This window comes from Mycobacteroides franklinii, assembly GCF_002013895.1.
Lineage (GTDB): Bacteria > Actinomycetota > Actinomycetes > Mycobacteriales > Mycobacteriaceae > Mycobacterium > Mycobacterium franklinii.
In genome coordinates this window covers 590,537-605,147 of record NZ_MAFQ01000001.1, presented here as the reverse complement: position 1 = coordinate 605,147, position 14,611 = coordinate 590,537, and the positions used below count along the sequence as shown (strand labels likewise).

At 65.4% G+C, this 14,611-nt stretch carries 12 protein-coding genes; 1 reads left to right on the top strand and 11 read right to left on the bottom strand.

Annotated elements, in window-relative coordinates; genetic code table 11:
• Positions 1–127 precede the first annotated feature (127 nt).
• From B4393_RS03145 to B4393_RS03095, 11 genes are all read right to left on the bottom strand, one after another.
• Positions 128–769 carry a hypothetical protein gene (locus B4393_RS03145; protein ID WP_078332856.1) on the bottom strand — a complete coding sequence of 214 codons (642 nt, stop codon included), beginning with the start codon at positions 767–769 and terminating at the stop codon, positions 128–130.
• Between the two features lie 114 nt (positions 770–883).
• Positions 884–1,990, bottom strand: coding sequence for a glutamate 5-kinase (gene proB / locus B4393_RS03140; RefSeq protein WP_078333010.1), 1,107 nt, complete (start codon positions 1,988–1,990; stop codon positions 884–886).
• A gap of 29 nt (positions 1,991–2,019) precedes the next feature.
• A complete protein-coding gene (obgE, locus tag B4393_RS03135) occupies positions 2,020–3,468 on the bottom strand; it encodes a GTPase ObgE (RefSeq protein ID WP_070935533.1) in 1,449 nt (482 codons plus the stop codon).
• A 55-nt stretch (positions 3,469–3,523) separates the two neighbouring features.
• Positions 3,524–3,781, bottom strand: coding sequence for a 50S ribosomal protein L27 (gene rpmA / locus B4393_RS03130; RefSeq protein WP_070935535.1), 258 nt, complete (start codon positions 3,779–3,781; stop codon positions 3,524–3,526).
• 13 nt (positions 3,782–3,794) lie between these two features.
• The gene (gene rplU / locus B4393_RS03125) at positions 3,795–4,106 is read right to left on the bottom strand and encodes a 50S ribosomal protein L21 (protein WP_078332855.1); all 312 of its coding nucleotides are present in this window, start codon (positions 4,104–4,106) and stop codon (positions 3,795–3,797) included.
• A 209-nt stretch (positions 4,107–4,315) separates the two neighbouring features.
• Positions 4,316–7,207 carry an Rne/Rng family ribonuclease gene (locus B4393_RS03120; protein WP_078332854.1) on the bottom strand — a complete coding sequence of 964 codons (2,892 nt, stop codon included), beginning with the start codon at positions 7,205–7,207 and terminating at the stop codon, positions 4,316–4,318.
• Positions 7,208–7,616: 409 nt separating this feature from the next.
• On the bottom strand, positions 7,617–8,027 hold the full coding sequence (gene ndk, locus B4393_RS03115) for a nucleoside-diphosphate kinase (RefSeq protein ID WP_078278450.1): 411 nt from the start codon (positions 8,025–8,027) through the stop codon (positions 7,617–7,619).
• A 10-nt stretch (positions 8,028–8,037) separates the two neighbouring features.
• Complete coding sequence (locus B4393_RS03110) at positions 8,038–8,478, bottom strand: DUF4233 domain-containing protein (protein ID WP_078332853.1); 441 nt, start codon at positions 8,476–8,478, stop codon at positions 8,038–8,040.
• The gene (gene folC, locus B4393_RS03105) at positions 8,475–9,911 is read right to left on the bottom strand and encodes a bifunctional tetrahydrofolate synthase/dihydrofolate synthase (RefSeq protein ID WP_078332852.1); all 1,437 of its coding nucleotides are present in this window, start codon (positions 9,909–9,911) and stop codon (positions 8,475–8,477) included. Before folC ends, B4393_RS03110 begins: the two co-directional genes overlap by 4 nt.
• Positions 9,908–12,556, bottom strand: coding sequence for a valine--tRNA ligase (locus B4393_RS03100; RefSeq protein ID WP_078332851.1), 2,649 nt, complete (start codon positions 12,554–12,556; stop codon positions 9,908–9,910). The genes folC and B4393_RS03100 overlap by 4 nt, the downstream gene beginning before the upstream one ends.
• Positions 12,557–12,679: 123 nt before the next feature.
• Positions 12,680–13,291, bottom strand: coding sequence for a DUF937 domain-containing protein (locus tag B4393_RS03095; RefSeq protein ID WP_070935547.1), 612 nt, complete (start codon positions 13,289–13,291; stop codon positions 12,680–12,682).
• A gap of 127 nt (positions 13,292–13,418) precedes the next feature.
• On the opposite strand from B4393_RS03095, the gene B4393_RS03090 reads away from it, so the two are divergent.
• A complete protein-coding gene (locus B4393_RS03090) occupies positions 13,419–14,573 on the top strand; it encodes an FAD-dependent oxidoreductase (RefSeq protein WP_078332850.1) in 1,155 nt (384 codons plus the stop codon).
• Positions 14,574–14,611: the final 38 nt, after the last annotated feature.

Below are 14,611 nucleotides of genomic sequence, written 5' to 3'. Positions count from 1 at the left end.
TCACTTGCCCCTGAGCTAATTTCTATCAGTCCAGATCAGCTCGTGCACTCTCACCGAGCAAACCTACCAGTCAGCGCGGCACGAAAATCGCGTTCACCGGCCGGTCGGAGACGTTTTCGCGCGGGGATTACTCCCCTGTCAGCGGAGTATCCAGCAGACCCTGTCGGCCCTGGCCGCCGACAATGCCCTGCACGTTGTCCTGCTCCGGCGGCGCCGTGCAGTCCTTCCAGTCCTGGCCCTCGCGGATCAGATCCCAGCGCTGATTGGTGCTTGTGCTGCCGACGCGAACCGCGACAATGGCTTCGGCATTGTCGCCGGTGACATCGACGCTCTTCACCCGGTACGACAGCTTCGCGAACGAGCTGGCCCACAGCTGGTGCCACGCGGTATCAACCTCGTTCTGGTCCTCGTCGCCGACCGCCTGCACAAAGGCCTCTACGGCATCGCTGGATGCCATCGGGAAGATCTCTTTGGTCTTGGCGCGCAGCTTCTTGACACTGGCGCCCGCAAGCCGCGTCACGTCCGGCGGCGTGAACATCTGGCTGTGGTCGGCCTCCACCTTGTCGCGATAGTCAGCGCAGTAGGTTGCGCCGTACGCGGCGGCGTCGACGGCCTGCAGCGCGGACAGCTGGCCCGCGATCAGACTCCTGATGTGAGTCTCAGCGGTGTCAGGTGCCGCGCTTGCCACGGCCACCGAGCTGAACAATCCCACTACCAACGCCACCGCGCTCACGAAAGCGCTGATGATCCCTATGCTCCGGCCTGTCATCTGATCCCTCCCACACGAAGCCCAGGGAAATACCCCCCAAGCTGAGAACTAGCTGAACGTTTGTATCAGGTGCTCAGACACCGCGCCACTCTTTCGAGCAAATACGCGAAGCGTTCAGGTGACGAGGTCGTCGGCATGCACGGCGGGACGCCGCAGATCCTCGGGAAGTTCGTTGGTAGACCGGCCCAGCATGGTCGCCAACTCTGCTACGTCGTAAGCCACCACGCCCCGGCCAACCATCGAACCCTCGACGTCGCGAAGCTCGACGACATCCCCCCCGTGGAAGCGCCCGGATACCCCGGTAATCCCGGCGGGCAGCAACGACCGTCGCGAGGTCACCACCGCACGCACGGCGCCGGCGTCCAGCGTCAGCGAACCGGTGGCCTCGGCCGCGTAGCGCACCCAGAACTTGCGAGCGGACATGCGTTGCGGCCGCGCCGCGAAAACCGTTCCGCAGGAGCCGTCACCCAGCGCCGCCGCAGCTTCTGTCGCCGAGGCCAACAGCACCGGGACACCGGCGTCGGAAGCCAACAGCGCCGAGGAGAGCTTCGAGGCCATTCCCCCGGTGCCGCGCGAGCCACCGGGGCCGGCGATCACATCGGACAGGTCCTCAGGCCCGCTCACCTCAGATATAAAGCGCGCGTTCCCCTTTCGGGGATCGGAATCGTAGAGCCCATCGATATCGGAGAGCAGCACCAGCGCGTCGGCGCCCACGAGATGCGCGACGAGCGCCGACAGGCGATCGTTGTCTCCGAAACGGATCTCGTTGGTGGCCACGGTGTCGTTCTCGTTCACGATGGCGACCGCGTGCAAGGTGCGCAGCCTGTCGAGTGTGCGCTGCGCATTGGTGTGGTGCACCCGCATCGAAATGTCATGAGCGGTCAGCAGCACCTGCCCCACGGTGCGCTCATAGCGCGCGAAGGCGGCGCTCCAGGCGCCGATGAGCGCCACCTGACCCGCACTGGCAGCAGCCTGCTTGGTCGCCAAATCTGTTGGACGCTTGGTCAATCCGAGCGGAACCATGCCTGCCGCGATCGCTCCGGAGGACACGATCACCACATCGGATCCGGCCTTCATCCGGCCCTCGATGACCTCGACGAGGTACTCCATCCGGTCGGCGCTGAAGGTCCCCGTCGCATCGGTGAGGGCAGCGGTACCGACCTTCACCACCACGGTGCGGGCAGACTGAATGGCCTGGCGCGCCTGCGCGCCTGCGCTCAGTTCACTGACCGCAGGCCGCTCATCGCCAGTCACTCCGGCTCCACTTGACCGCGGCGCACCCGCCTGGCCTGGCGACGCTCTGCGGCACCCACTCGATCGGTCTTGTCGATACGGGCATCGGTGCCGCGACCGCTCATGGTCACGTCGACGCCTGCCGGGGTCTGCGGCTCCCAATCGAAGGTCATGTCGCCGATGGTGACCGCGCAACCGGGCTGTGCCCCAAGTTTGAGCAGCTGGTCTTCGACGCCCAGACGCGCCAGCCGGTCGCCCAGATAGCCCACAGCCTCGTCGTTTTCGAAGTTGGTCTGACGAATCCAGCGCTCGGGGCGCACACCGCGGACCACAAAACCACCGGGGTTCTCCAGGTCCGCAGACACGGTGAATCCGCTCTCATCGACAGGGATGGGGCGAATCACCGCGCGGGTCTTCACCGGTTCGGGCCGGGCCGCACGGGCCGCCACGATCATCTCCCACAACGCGAAAGTCAACGGCCGCAGTCCGTCCCGAGTCAGGGTGGACACCTTGAAAACGGGCCAGCCGCGCTTCGACACCTCTTCGGTGACAAAATCGGCGAGCTCGTCGGCCTCGGCTACGTCAATCTTGTTGAGCACCACCGCGCGGGGCCGGTCGGCCAGATCACCGAGCACTGAATCATCTTGCAACGTCGGCTGATACCGCGCCAACTCATTTTCCAGCGCATCGATATCGGAAACGGGATCGCGGCCGGGTTCCAACGTCGCACAGTCGACAACATGGACAAGTACCGCGCAGCGTTCGATATGCCGCAGGAACTCCAGACCCAGCCCACGCCCATCGGCCGCACCGGGAATGAGACCAGGAACGTCGGCCATCACAAAGGAGTGATCGCCAGTGGTCACTACACCGAGATTCGGGACCAGCGTCGTGAACGGATAGTCGGCAATCTTCGGCTTGGCCGCCGAAAGCACGGAGACCAGAGAGGATTTGCCCGCCGACGGGAACCCCACCAACCCCACATCGGCGACTGTTTTCAGTTCGAGCGTCAGGTCGACTTCGGCCCCGGTCTCGCCCAGTAGGGCGAATCCGGGCGCCTTGCGGGCGCGTGATGCCAACGCCGCGTTGCCCAGTCCGCCTCGACCTCCGGCGGCGGCGTCGAAACGCGCACCCGCACCAACCAAATCCGCAAGGATCCGGCCGTCGTTGTCGAGCACAACGGTGCCGTCGGGCACCCTGAGAATCAAGTCGTCGCCGTTGGCGCCATTGCGGTGACCACCCATGCCCTGCGTACCGTTGGGTGCCTGCAGATGGGGGTGGAAGTGGAAGTCCAGCAGGGTATGCACCTGCGGGTCCACTTCGAGGATCACGCTGCCGCCGCGACCACCGTTACCACCGTCAGGCCCACCGAGCGGCTTGAACTTTTCACGATGTACCGAAGCACAGCCGTGACCGCCGGTACCTGCCTTGGCATGGATGACAACGCGATCAACAAAACGAGGCATCTAAGCCTCCTTCACACAGTTCTGCGCCCGGTCAGACGCCGAACACAGAACGAAATTAAGCGTCGACCGGGAGGATGTTGATGACCCGGCGGCCGCGCTTGGCGCCGAACTCAACGGTGCCCGCGGAGGTCGCGAACAGAGTGTCGTCACCGCCACGCCCGACGTTGACGCCGGGGTGGAAGTGGGTGCCGCGCTGACGGATCAGGATCTCGCCGGCCTTGACGAGCTGGCCACCGAACCTCTTGACGCCAAGCCGCTGCGCGTTGGAATCACGACCGTTGCGCGAGCTGGACGCGCCCTTCTTGTGTGCCATGTGTCAGACGCTCCTACTTGATTCCGGTGACCTTGAGCACGGTCAACCGCTGACGGTGACCCTGCCGCTTGTGGTAGCCGGTCTTGTTCTTGAACTTGTGGATGCGGATCTTCGGGCCCTTGGTGTGCTCGATGATCTCGCCGGTCACTGCAACCTTGGCGAGCTTGTCGGCATCGGTGGTGACGGTGGCGCCGTCCACGACCAGGGCAACGGGCAGCTGCACCGAGGAGCCGGGCTCCGAGTCGATCTTCTCGACCTTCACCAGGTCGCCGACGGCAACCTTGTACTGCTTGCCACCGGTCTTGACGATTGCGTAGGTCGCCATCGTTGCGTCTACCTCTGCTCTGCTGTTCGGACGCGCGCAACCAGGTCGGTTGACGCATCTGGATCGTGGGGTGGGCCCGCTCAGTAATTCCACTGGGCCACATGCCGCGGGCCGGAAGCCTCGCGACAACTGCTCAAGGCTACTTGACCAGCGGCCTAAGGGTCAAACCGGCTCGCGGAGCTGCACAGCCAACGACATCCGGCCGCGGCCTAGTGCTCTACCGGCGGTCCCGCGGCCCGCGCAGCTGAACGCCTGCGCCGGGGCCGTGTGGGCGCCTTAGCAGCTGGTTCGGGTGCGGTCTCGGGCTCGTCAGGCTCCTCGACAGCCGCCTCGGACACGCTGTCGGCCTCGGCCTCCTGCACAACGTCGGCGATAGCCGGCGCGGGCTCGTGCTCAACCTCGGGAGTATCGGTCTCGACACTCTCGAAGGTCTCCACGGTGTCCACGGTGTCCACAGTCTCTTCGACCTCATCGAACGCGTCGTCACCCAGCGCATCCTCGGCCACATCGCCGTCTTCACCGTCCTCGCCGTGGCCATTTGCCGCCGCCATCGCCCTGAACATCGGATGCTCACCCTGCGGGTGCGACGGGGTGCGGGCGACCACGACTTCCGGCTCATCCGCCTTGCCCTTGCGGGAACGCTTGGCACGGCGGCCGGTTTCGGGCTTCTTGGCTCCCCCGGCCGCGGCACCGGCATTGTCGACGGGGTCGACATGCAGCACGATTCCCCGGCCCGCGCAGTGCGTGCAGGTCGACGAGAACGCCTCGATCAAGCCAGTGCCCAGCTTCTTACGGGTCAGCTGCACCAGCCCGAGCGAGGTCACCTCGGATACCTGATGACGAGTGCGATCGCGCCCCAAGGCCTCGGTGAGACGTCGCAGCACCAGGTCACGGTTGGATTCGAGCACCATGTCGATGAAGTCGATGACCACGATCCCGCCGACATCGCGCAGGCGCAGCTGCCGGACGGTTTCTTCGGCGGCTTCCAGGTTGTTGCGGGTGACCGTCTCTTCCAGGTTGCCGCCGGCGCCGGTGAACTTTCCGGTGTTGACGTCGACGACCGTCATGGCCTCGGTGCGATCGATGACGAGAGTGCCGCCGGAGGGCAGCCAGACCTTGCGGTCCAGCGCCTTGGCCAACTGCTCGTCGATGCGATGCACCGCGAAGACGTCGGGACCATCCGTGGGCTCGTACCGATTGATACGCGAAAGCAGATCGGGAGCAACGCTTTTCACGTAGTCATCGATGGTGCCCCAGGCGACGTCACCCTCGATGATGAGCTTGGAGAAGTCCTCGTTGAACAGGTCGCGAACCACCTTGACCAGCACGTCGGGCTCTTCGTAAAGAGCCATGGCGGCGCCGGAGGCCTTGGCGGCGAGGTCGGTGGAACGCTGCTCGATGTCCTGCCACTGCTCCTGCAGCCGTTGGACATCGGCGCGAATGTCCTCTTCCCGCACGCCTTCTGAGGCGGTGCGAATGATGACACCGGCATCCGACGGGACGATATCGCGCAGGATCTCCTTGAGACGCTGCCGCTCGGTGTCGGGCAGCTTGCGGCTGATACCGGTCGAGGACGCGCCCGGTACGTAGACCAGGTAGCGACCCGCCAGCGAGATCTGCGTGGTCAGCCGGGCGCCCTTGTGTCCCACCGGGTCCTTGCTGACCTGGACCAGGACGTAGTCACCGGACTTGAGTGCCTGCTCGATCTTGCGGTTGGAGCCGCCGAGACCGGCGGCGTCCCAGTTGACTTCACCGGCGTACAGCACACCGTTGCGACCGCGACCGATATCGACGAAGGCTGCCTCCATCGAGGGCAGCACGTTCTGCACGACGCCGAGGTAAATGTTGCCCACCAGCGAGGCAGACGCGGCCGACGTCACGAAGTGCTCGACGAGCACGCCATCCTCGAGAACGGCAATCTGTGTGTAGCGGGCGCCCTCATGTGGCGACTCGGTACGGGTCTTGTCCCGCACCACCATCACCCGTTCTACGGCCTCACGCCGAGCCAGGAACTCTGCCTCGGTCAGGATCGGGGGACGGCGCCGTCCGGCATCGCGTCCGTCGCGACGGCGCTGGCGCTTGGCCTCCAGGCGGGTAGATCCAGAAATCCCCTGAATCTCATCGCCTCGCTCGGCACGGGGCTTGCGCTCGTGCACCACAGTGTTCGGCGGATCGTCTTCCGACGGACTGTCACCGTCGTCACCACTTCCGGTCTTGCGACGACGACGCCGACGCCTGCGACGGCTGGCACCCTCGGGGGTGTCGCCGTCCTCGGCGTTCGACTCGTCACCATCGGCCGTCGAGGAGTCGCCCTCGGTGGCCTCGGTGGCCTCGGTGGCCTCGGCAGCGTCATCACCGTCGGCAGCTTCGCCGCCCTCGGCATCGGCATCCTCGGATCCCTCGCCGCCGGCCTGCTCACCACGGCCACGACCACGGCCGCGCCGTCCCCGCCGCCTACGGCGTGCCGGACGATCGCCATCACCATCGCCATCACCATCGCCGTCACCGTCGGGATCGTCTCCCTCGGCGACATCCTCATCGACGTCCTCAGCCTTCTCGGCACGGACGGCTGCGGGGCGTTCCTGCGGATCGGGAGCCTGCGGCGCCACGAAGAGCGGGCCATAGTCGTACGCGGTGGGGCCCGGCACCGCCTGCGGTGGTACCGCCGCGGCCTCGATGATCGTCGGTTCCGCGACCAGGATCGGCGCGGTCGGCGGGTTATCGGGGTCCTCTACCGAACCCTCGGCAACAACGGCAGATGTCTCCTCGGCTACAGCCGAGGCCGCCGTCTCGGCGACAACCGGAGCCGGCGCCTCTGCCGGGGTGGCTTCCGCCTCGCTCGCAAGCACCTCGCGAACCTTCGCTGCGTCCTGCTTGTCGACATTCGAGTGCGGGCTGCGGGCGCGCCCGTCCAGTTTGGACAGCGCGTCGAGCACGCGGCGTGTGGAGGTTCCGAGAACGCGCGCGAGGGAGTGCACCCTCAGCTTCTCGGGCAGTTCCCCCTGCTCAGCAGGGGGTTGCGGGGTGTCCGGCGCTAGCGCGGCTTGTTCCCCTTCTGGAGTGCTGGTGTGTAGGTCTTCTGGTAGCTCATAGTCGGCCACTTATTCTCCTCAAGCCCCCGGGCGCGTCTTCAGACGCGGCCACGCGAGGGCTTTCTCTCTATGTACCCGGGCTAGGTCCGGGTTTGTGGTGGTCTTGCTCCGAGCGATCCGTAGCTGCGATACCGCAGTTCCGAACCCACCCAGTGCCTGGCTGGAATGATGGCTTGACGTGCTGCAATGGTGATCGCGCTCGCCGTGTCGTCATTCGGGTCGGTGGCTGGCCGGTTGTGGCCGCATGTGCCGTGACCCACATTCAGTATCCCATACGAATCAGGTAGCGGGGACCAAGACACAAACTGGCCGCGTCTCCCGACCCACATACGTAATCGAGTGTGCGGTTTACGTCGAAAATCCAGAAGGAATCGACGCAAACCGCACACTCGTGGGGTTCAGATCAGATGGATTGAGTTCAGAGGGCGGGGAACCAGAGCGCGATCTCGCGGGCGGCGGACTCGGGCGAGTCGGAACCGTGCACCAGGTTTTCCTGAGTCTCCAACGCGAAGTCGCCCCGGATGCTGCCGGTCGCGGCCTTCTCCACGGGATCGGTGCCACCGGCGATCTGGCGGAACGCGGCGATGGCGCGCGGTCCCTCCAGCACTGCGGCCACCAGCGGCCCCGAGGTGATGAACTCGAGCAGCGAGCCGAAGAACGGCTTCTCCGCATGCTCGGCATAGTGAGCCCGGGCCGTTGCGTCGTCGACGTTTTTCAGTTCCAGAGCGGCCAGCTTCAGGCCTTTGCGCTCGATCCGATTCAACACCTCACCAACAAGTCCCCGCTGCACACCATCGGGCTTGATCAAAACCAGCGTCCGCTCAGTCACGGGCGACAGCCTACTGGTCGGTAGCGCTGCCTCGCTGACCCGGCAGCTCCCCGCGGCTCTGACGGTCACGGACCTGATTGCGCATGTACCAGATCAGCAACCAGACGCCGAGAAACAGCAGCCCGACGAAACCGATCGCGGCGTTCACGAAGAATCCCGCGACCAGGACCAGCTGAAGCGCCAGATTGGCCTGCAGCGCCCACGGCCGGCCCTGCATGCCGGACAGCAGGATCATGACCACGACAACCCCGATGAGGTACGTCAGCGACAACGGCGAGAGCCCGCCGCCCACCATCTTCACCACCGGGATCGCCAGCAGCACCACGATCGTCTCGAGAATGAGCGTGCCCGCCATCACCCCACGGAAGCTCCGCCATGGATCTGGCGGAGCCGCACCGCCGGGGACGTTCTGGTCCGCTCCGGGGTCGATTCCATCCTCGGGATTGCTCACTGCGGATCCTTGCCGAACAGTGTCCGGGCGGCTCCCGCGGTGACAACCGAGCCGGTGATGACGATGCCGGTGCCGGAAAAGCCTTCCGCTCCCCCGTCTTCGGCGGCCTCTTCCACCATCGCGGTGGCGGTCTCGATGGCATCGAGCAGGGTGGGCGCCACGACGACGCGGTCTTCGCCGAAAAGTTCGATGGCCATGCCCGCCAGTGCATCTGTCTCCAGCGCGCGGGGAGAACCGTTGTGCGTCACCACGATCTCGTCGAACGCCGGCTCCAAGGCGGCGAGAATTCCCGCGACGTCCTTGTCTGCCATCACACTGACAACACCGACCAGACGCCGGAAGTCGAACTCTGATTGCAGGGTGTCGGCCAGCGCGGCCGCGCCATGCGGATTGTGGGCGGCGTCCAGGAAGACCGCGGGCGCGCTGCGCACCCGCTCCAGGCGTCCGGGAACGATCACCGACGCGAATCCCGCTCGTATCGCATCGATGTCAAGCTGACGCTCGGAGCCCGCCCCGAAGAACGCCTCGACCGCGGCAAGCGCGAGGGCCGCGTTATGCGCCTGATGCTCACCGTGCAGAGGCAGGAAGATCTCCGAGTACACCCCGCCCAGACCCTGCAGTTCCACGAGCTGGCCACCGATGGCGACCTGCCGCGACAGCACCGAGAACTCCGAGCCTTCGCGAGCCACGGCCGCGTCGGCTTCCACGGTTTGGCGCAGCAGCACTTCCATCGCTTCAGGGGCCTGCTGGGCAATCACGGCGACGGTATCGGCGCCGGCCTCGCCGGTCATCGCATCGAGCTTGTGCCGCTTGATGATTCCGGCCTTCTCGTTGGCAATCGAGGCAAGGTCTGGACCCAGGAACTCGACATGGTCAATGCCGATGGGAGTGATGACGGCAACCGGTGCGTCGACGATGTTGGTGGCATCCCAACGACCGCCAAGCCCGACCTCCACGACCGCAACATCGACGGGCGCATCCGCGAAAGCGACAAAGGCCATGGCGACCAGCACCTCGAACTTGCTCATCGCGGGCCCGCCCTGTTCCTGCGATTGCTTGTCGACCAGCTCCACGAACGGCTCGATCTCGGCGTAGATCTCCACATACTTCGCCGGTGAGATCGGTTTCCCGTCAACGGCAATGCGTTCTACCGCGGACTGCAGATGCGGGCTGGTGGTCCGACCGGTGCGCCGGTGCAGCGCCATCAGCAGCGCGTCGATCATCCGAGTCACCGAGGTTTTGCCGTTGGTGCCGGCCACGTGGATACATGGATACGCACGCTGGGGTGAGCCCAGCAGCTCCATGAGCGCGACGATGCGGTCGGTCGACGGCTCGATCTTGGTTTCGGGCCAGCGCTGATCGAGCAGATACTCGATCTGCAGCAGGGCCGCGATCTCGTCGGGTGTCGGCTCCAGACTCAGTGACTCGCTCACGCCAGACCCGCCAAACGAGCGGTGATCCGCTCGACCTCCTCGGTGGCCACCTGCTGGCGGGCACGAATCTTCTCGACGACCGCGTCCGGGGCCTTGGCCAAGAACGCGTCGTTGCCCAGCTTGCTTGTGGTGCCGTCGAGTTCCTTGCGTGCGGCGGCAAGGTCTTTCTCCAGCCGCCGGCGCTCGGCTTCGACGTCCACGGTGCCGGAGGTGTCGACCTCCACAGTGACGGTGCCGCCGGAAAGGCGCACCTCCACCGACGCTGTCGGGGTGAAACCCTCCTCGGCGGGGGTCAGCCAGGCAAGCGCCGTCACGGCGGCGAGCTGGCTGTCCAGCCCCGCCTCGGCGACACCGGCCAATCGGGCCGCGACCTTCTGCCGGTCGCCCAATCCCTGATCGCTGCGGAACCGCCGAACCTCGGTGACCAGCCTCTGCATATCGGCGACGCTCTGTGCGGCCGCGCTGTAGGAGCCGTGCGGGACAGCATCGGATTCGGTTGGCCAGGCGGCGATGACCACCGACTCCTGACCGGTAACCGCCTTCCACAGCACCTCGGTGACAAATGGGATCACCGGATGCAGCAACCGCAGCAGGGTGTCCAGCACCGTCGCCAGCACAACGCGGGTGCCGTCGGCGCGGTCGACCATCTGAACCTTCGCCAATTCCAGGTACCAATCACAGAATTCGTCCCACGCGAAGTGATACAGCGCCTCGCAGGCGACGCTGAATTCGTAGCGATCCAGCGCGGCATCCACGTCGGCCCGCACCTGTTCCAGGCGGCCCAAGATCCACCGGTCGGCATCGGTGAGCTCGTCGGCGGCGGGTAGCTCGCCCAATGCCGCACCGTTCATCAGCGCGAATCGGGTGGCGTTGAACAATTTCGTGGTGAAGTTACGTGAGGCGCGTGCGGCGTCCTCGCCGACCGACAGGTCACCACCGGGACTGGCACCGCGCGCCAGAGTGAAGCGCAGCGCGTCGGCACCGAACCCTTCCACCCAATCCAATGGGTCGATGCCGTTGCCCTTCGACTTGCTCATCTTCTGACCGAACCGGTCGCGGATCAGGCCGTGCAGGAAGACGTTTCGGAACGGCACCTTGCCGCCATGCAGCTCGGGATCCCCGGCAACGAATGTGCCGAACATCATCATCCGCGCCACCCAGAAGAAGATGATGTCGTAGCCAGTGACCAAAACGCTTGTCGGATAGAACTTCTCCAGTTCTGGTGTAGCGTCCGGCCAACCCATGGTGGAGAACGGCCACAGCGCCGAGGAGAACCAGGTGTCGAGCACATCCGGGTCCTGCTCGTAGCCCTCTGGGGCGGTTTCGTCGGGACCTAGACACACGATCTCGCCGTTGGGCCCGTGCCAGATCGGGATGCGGTGACCCCACCACAGCTGGCGGGAGATGCACCAGTCGTGCATGTCATCCACCCAGGCGAACCAACGCGGCTCCAGGCTGGCCGGGTGAATCACGGTGTCGCCGCTACGAACCGCGTTACCGGCGGCCTTGGCAAGTGGCTCGACCTTCACCCACCATTGCATGGAAAGACGGGGCTCGATGGGCTCACCCGAGCGCTCGGAATGCCCGACGCTATGCAGGTAGGGGCGCTTCTCCGCGACGATCCGGCCCTGCTCGGCCAATGCCTCACGCACCTTGACGCGCGCCTCGAAGCGGTCCATACCGTCGAATTGCGTTCCGCTGTCGCAGATCCGGCCATGGGTGTCCATGATCGTCGGCATCGGCAGGCTGTGCCGCAGCCCGATCTCGAAGTCATTGGGGTCGTGCGCGGGGGTGACCTTGACTGCGCCGGTGCCGAATTCGGGGTCGACATGCGTGTCCGCGATGACGGGTACCGACCGATCCTGGAACGGGTGCGCCAGCTCGGTGCCAACGAGGTGCCGGTAGCGCTCGTCATCGGGATGCACGGCGATGGCGGTATCACCCAACATCGTCTCGATACGTGTGGTCGCGACCACCAGATGCGGTTCGTTGTCGTCGAGCGAGCCGTACCGGAAGGAGACCAGCTCCCCCTCGATCTCCTTGTGGTTGACCTCGATATCGGATAACGCCGTTTGCAGTTCTGGTGACCAGTTGACGAGCCGTTCGGCGCGGTAGATCAGCCCCGCATCGAACAGTTTCTTGAAAATGGTGCGCACCGCGCGCGAAAGACCCTCGTCCATCGTGAACCGGTCTCGGCTCCAGTCCACACCGTCGCCCAGCCGTCGCATCTGCGCGCCGATGGTCCCCCCGGACTCGCGCTTCCAGTCCCACACCTTCTCGATGAACAGTTCACGACCAAAGTCCTCTTTGGTCTTGCCGTCAACGGCGAGCCGCTTCTCCACCACGCTCTGGGTGGCGATACCGGCGTGGTCCATGCCGGGCAGCCACAGCACTTCGTAGCCCTGCATGCGTTTGCGCCGCGTCAACGCGTCCATGAGCGTGTGATCGAGCGCATGGCCCATATGCAGGCTGCCGGTGACGTTGGGGGGCGGCAGCACGATCGAGTAGCCAGGCTTGTCGCTGGACGGATCGGCGGTGAAGTATCCGGCATCGACCCAGCCCTGGTAGAGCTCCGCCTCTACCGCTCCCGGATCCCATGACGTGGGCAGGGAGCTGGCGGCGTTCGTGTCAGGGCTTTGGGTCACCCATCAGATTCTAGGGTTGCCGGTCCACCACAATTTTCACGGGCATTTTCACGCGCCGAGCCCCAGCACGACGAAACCACCCGGGCCGTGGGGCGCCGGGTGGTTTCGTCGGATGCCGAGTGGCTACTTCTTGCCTCCGAGCAACCCGCCGAGAATGCTGCCCAGAGCGTCACTGCCGCCCTTGCTGCCCAGCACACTGCCCAGAATGCTGCCCAGCGGGTTGTTGCCGCCCGCGGCGGCCCCGCCGCCGACAGCGCTGCCGAGGATGTTGCCCAGAATGTCTCCGATGCCGCCGCTGGCCGCTGGCGCCTCTGCGGGCGCGGCCGCGGCGCCGCCGCCGGTGAGCTTCTTGGCGACGAAGGCCAGGACGATCGGGGTCAGGATCGGCAACAGCTGCTTGATCAAGTCACTGTTACCGGCTCCCGCACCCGCCAGCTTCGCGGCAACATCGTCCGCGTTGTTGTCGCCGAACAGCGAGGCGACCACCGCGTTACCCGCGTGCTGATCGACGTCCTCGACATTGACGCCGCCATCGAGGAGGGTGCTCGGTGCGTTGTTGACATTGGCCTGCAGATCGGCCGCTTTGTCTGGGTCGTCGGCGTTGGCCTGCAGTCCGCCCACCAGCAGCGGGACCACGGACTTGATCGCCTTGTCGGCCGTCTCGTTGTCGACCCCGAGCTTCGCTGCGATCTGTTCGGTGGGGATTTCGTTGAGTAGCTCATCGAGTGTGGCCATGCGTCTCCTCCTAGATATCTGGGGTTTGGTGAACCTTAGCCAAGCAGATCAGCCCCGAGTGAACGAATGCCGAACATCACAACCCCGGACCCTTTACCACTGTGGGGTCCACCCATAACGTCAAGCTATGAGCGACCACATCGTCGTGGTTGGCGCCGGCATTGCCGGGCTGGCCACCGCAGTCGCGTTACAAGAGTCCGGGCGTGACGTCGTAGTTCTTGACGACCGGGACGGAACCTCCGCCGGATATGCGATTACCTTGTGGCCCAATGCATTAGCTGCGTGCGACGCCCTCGGCATCGGAGCCGAGGTGCGTGATGCGGGCGCACGCGTAGAAGCCGGCAAGGTGCGCTGGCATGACGGGCGAATTCTGCGAGAACCCGCGAATGGGCAGTTCACCGCGGCTGTGGGTGAGCCTGTCGTAGTCACCGATCGCAATCAACTCCTGGCGATTCTGGCCGACCGGCTGGCGCCGGGAACCGTACGCTACGGCGCCCGGGTGAGCCATGTTCGCGACGGGCTACACGGAACCTCGGTCGAACTGGCCGACGGCCACTCACTCACCGCAGCCGCGGTCATCGGCGCCGACGGAATCGGATCGCTCGCCGCGCAATATCTCAACGGACCGCTCGCATTCCGGTACTCCGGCTACACGGCCTGGCGGGGTATCGCCGATATCACGATTCCCGACGAGCTGGCCGGTATCACCGTGGGACCGGGAATCGAATTCGGGCACCTCCCGCTATCCCACGGCCGCACCTACTGGTTCGCCGCTGAGCGGTCCCAGGAAGCACGACGCGCCCCCGACGGCGAAATCGAATACTTGGCACAGAAATTCGGCGCGTGGGCCGAGCCCATCCCCGATGTGTTGAGTCGGAGCAAGGAGTCCTCGGTACTGCGCGGTGATGTCTACGACCGCGCGCGTCTGCGGCGGATCGCCGGCGGACGGGTCGTGCTGGTGGGCGACGCGGCCCATCCCATGCGCCCACACCTGGGCCAGGGCGGATGCCAGTCACTCGAAGATGCCGCGGTACTGAGCATCGTGGCATCCGAACGTTCCTCTCTACCAAGCGCTTTCCGCGAGTACGCGCGCCGAAGGAGATCCCGCACACGCGCTGTCGTCAACCGGAGCCGTCAAATCGGTCACGCGACCTTCGCCCGGCCCGCCGTACTGAGCGGACTGCTGACGCGGGCCTCGGCACGGATCCCGGCCGCTGTGTTCTGGCGACAGTTGGGGAACATCGCCGGATACACCGCCGGTGATCTTGCAATTCGCACATAGGATTCCCCTGTGCCTCATCCCGAGCTCGAGCCCACAGT

What these genes read in the sequence shown, in the direction of transcription:
- B4393_RS03145 (WP_078332856.1), bottom strand. Translation starts at nt 769, where the DNA reads ATGACAGGCCGGAGCATAGGGATCATCAGCGCTTTCGTGAGCGCGGTG.
- obgE (WP_070935533.1), bottom strand. Translation starts at nt 3,468, where the DNA reads ATGCCTCGTTTTGTTGATCGCGTTGTCATCCATGCCAAGGCAGGTACC.
- rpmA (WP_070935535.1), bottom strand. Translation starts at nt 3,781, where the DNA reads ATGGCACACAAGAAGGGCGCGTCCAGCTCGCGCAACGGTCGTGATTCC.
- rplU (WP_078332855.1), bottom strand. Translation starts at nt 4,106, where the DNA reads ATGGCGACCTACGCAATCGTCAAGACCGGTGGCAAGCAGTACAAGGTT.
- B4393_RS03095 (WP_070935547.1), bottom strand. Translation starts at nt 13,291, where the DNA reads ATGGCCACACTCGATGAGCTACTCAACGAAATCCCCACCGAACAGATC.
- B4393_RS03090 (WP_078332850.1), top strand. Translation starts at nt 13,419, where the DNA reads ATGAGCGACCACATCGTCGTGGTTGGCGCCGGCATTGCCGGGCTGGCC.